This window comes from Dankookia rubra (genome assembly GCF_004355005.1).
GTDB lineage: Bacteria > Pseudomonadota > Alphaproteobacteria > Acetobacterales > Acetobacteraceae > Paracraurococcus > Paracraurococcus ruber_A.
The window spans coordinates 1-2,103 of the sequence record NZ_SMSJ01000236.1 but is presented as its reverse complement, the minus strand read 5'-3'; the positions used below and the strand labels follow the sequence as shown (position 1 = coordinate 2,103).

Genomic DNA, 2,103 nt, shown 5'->3' with positions numbered 1-2,103 from the left:
TAAGACGGAGCATGGCTTCGCGGGTGGCGAGACGATCGTGAAGGACTACGTCCGGGAGCGGCGACTGCGTGGGCAGGAGATGTTCGTTCCCCTGGTCCACCCGCCCGGGCACGGTCAGGCCGACTTTGGCGAGGCGGTTGCGGTGATAGGGGGGGTGGAGCAGCGCATCCACTTTCTGGCGGTGGATCTGCCGCACAGCGACGCATGCTTCGTACGGGCCTATCCGGCGGAGACAACGGAGGCGTTCTGCGACGGGCACAATGCGGCGTTCGCCTTTTTCGGCCGTGTCCCGCAGAGCATGCTGTACGACAACACCAAGCTGGCGGTGGCGCGCATTCTGGGTGATGGCACGCGGCAGCGCACCCGGACCTTTGCGGAGTTGCAGTCCCACTACCTGTTCGCCGATCGCTTTGGCCGCCCGGGCAAAGGCAACGACAAAGGCAAGGTGGAGGGGTTGGTCGGCTATGCCCGTCGCAACTTCCTGGTACCGGTGCCGCAGGTCGAGAGCTTCGCCGCTCTCAACAATGGCCTCGAGACGCGTTGCCGGGAGCGCCAGAATGCGCGGCTGCGCGGTCATGAGGAGACCATTGGCGAGCGGCTGGTGCGGGACCTTGAGGCGATGCTGCCGCTGCCTGTCGCGCCTTACGAGGCCTGCGAGAGACGTAGCGCCCGGGTGAGTTCGCTGTCGCTGGTGCGCTACTGCGGCAACGACTACTCGGTGCCGGTCGCCTATGGCCACCGCGAGGTCCTGGTCCGCGGTTATGTGGAGACGGTGGTGATTGGCTGTGGCGCGACGGTGATCGCCCGGCATCGCCGGTCCTATGAGCGTGAGGACGTGCTGCTCGAGCCGCTGCATTATCTGCCGCTGCTGGAGCGCAAGATCGCTGCGCTGGACCAGGCCGCCCCGCTGGCCGGCTGGGAGCTGCCCGACGCTTTCCTGGTGCTCCGTCGACTGCTGGAGGCGCGCCTGAGCAAGGCGGGGCGGCGGGAATGGGTCCAGGTGCTGCGGCTGCTGGAGGTGTTCAGCCTCGAGGAAGTGCAGGCGGGGGTCGCTGAGGCGCTGCGGCTGGGCGCTATCGGCTTTGATGCGGTCAAGCACCTGGTGCTGTGTCGGGTAGAGCGTCGGCCGCCACGGCTGGACCTCGAGGTCTATCCCTATCTGCCCCGGGCACAGGTGGCGACCACCTCGGCTCGGGCCTACCTCGGCTTGCTGAGCGAGGACCGGTCATGAGCGACGCGCCGCAGGTTCTGCTCGCCCATCACCTCAAGGCGCTCAAGCTGCCGACTTTCCTGCGCGAGCACGACAAGCTGGCGCGGCAGTGCGCGGCCGAAGGTGCCGATCATCTCCGCTACCTCCTGCGTCTGGCCGAGCTGGAGCTGATTGAGCGTGAAGGACGGATGGTGGAGCGCCGGATCCGCGAGGCGCACTTCCCTACGGTGAAGAGCCTCGACAGCTTCGACTTCCTAGCCATCCCATCGCTGAACAAGGCACTGGTTCTCGATCTGGCACGCGGCGACTACATCGGCCGGCGGGAGAACGTGATCGCGCTCGGCAATAGCGGCACCGGCAAGACCCATGTGGCGCTCGGGCTCGGTCTGGCAGCCTGCCAGCGCGGCATGTCGGTAGGATTCACCACCGCCGCCGCGTTGGTCCACGAGCTCTTGGAGGCGCGGGACGAGAAGCGGCTGCTGCGCCTGCAGAAGCAGCTGGCCGGCTACAAGCTGCTGATCATCGACGAGCTCGGTTTTGTGCCTCTGTCGAAGAGCGGGGCGGAGCTGCTGTTCGAGGTGTTCAGCCAGCGCTACGAGCGCGGCTCCACGCTGGTGACCAGCAATCTGCCATTCGACGAATGGACCGAGATCCTCGGCAGTGAACGGTTGACCGGCGCCCTGCTCGACCGCCTCACCCACCACGTCCACATTCTGGAGATGAACGGCGAAAGCTATCGTCTGGCGCAGAGCAAAAGGCGGCGGCGGACTGCTGACGCGCCACCCCATCCGAAACCAACCGCAACCCAGTAGCGGTCACCAAGCTCAAGCGGTGGCTACCGGCTGCCCCAATTTTACTCCGCCGGGCGCTCCAATATTCCTCCGCCGTTGACA

2 protein-coding genes are annotated in these 2,103 nt (G+C 66.2%); both read left to right on the top strand.

The window, feature by feature from the left end:
* Positions 1 to 1,231, top strand: a 1,231-nt coding sequence (gene istA / locus E2C06_RS36235; RefSeq protein WP_133293354.1) for an IS21 family transposase, incomplete at its 5' end; no start/stop codon positions are given.
* Positions 1,228 to 2,022 (top strand): IS21-like element helper ATPase IstB, encoded by a 795-nt coding sequence (gene istB / locus E2C06_RS36230; RefSeq protein WP_133293353.1) that lies wholly within the window; start codon positions 1,228 to 1,230, stop codon positions 2,020 to 2,022. The genes istA and istB, both read left to right, overlap by 4 nt.
* The last annotated feature ends 81 nt before the right edge of the window (positions 2,023 to 2,103 follow it).

Coding starts and splice junctions, on each gene's coding strand:
- istB (WP_133293353.1), top strand. CDS start 1,228: ATGAGCGACGCGCCGCAGGTTCTGCTCGCCCATCACCTCAAGGCGCTC.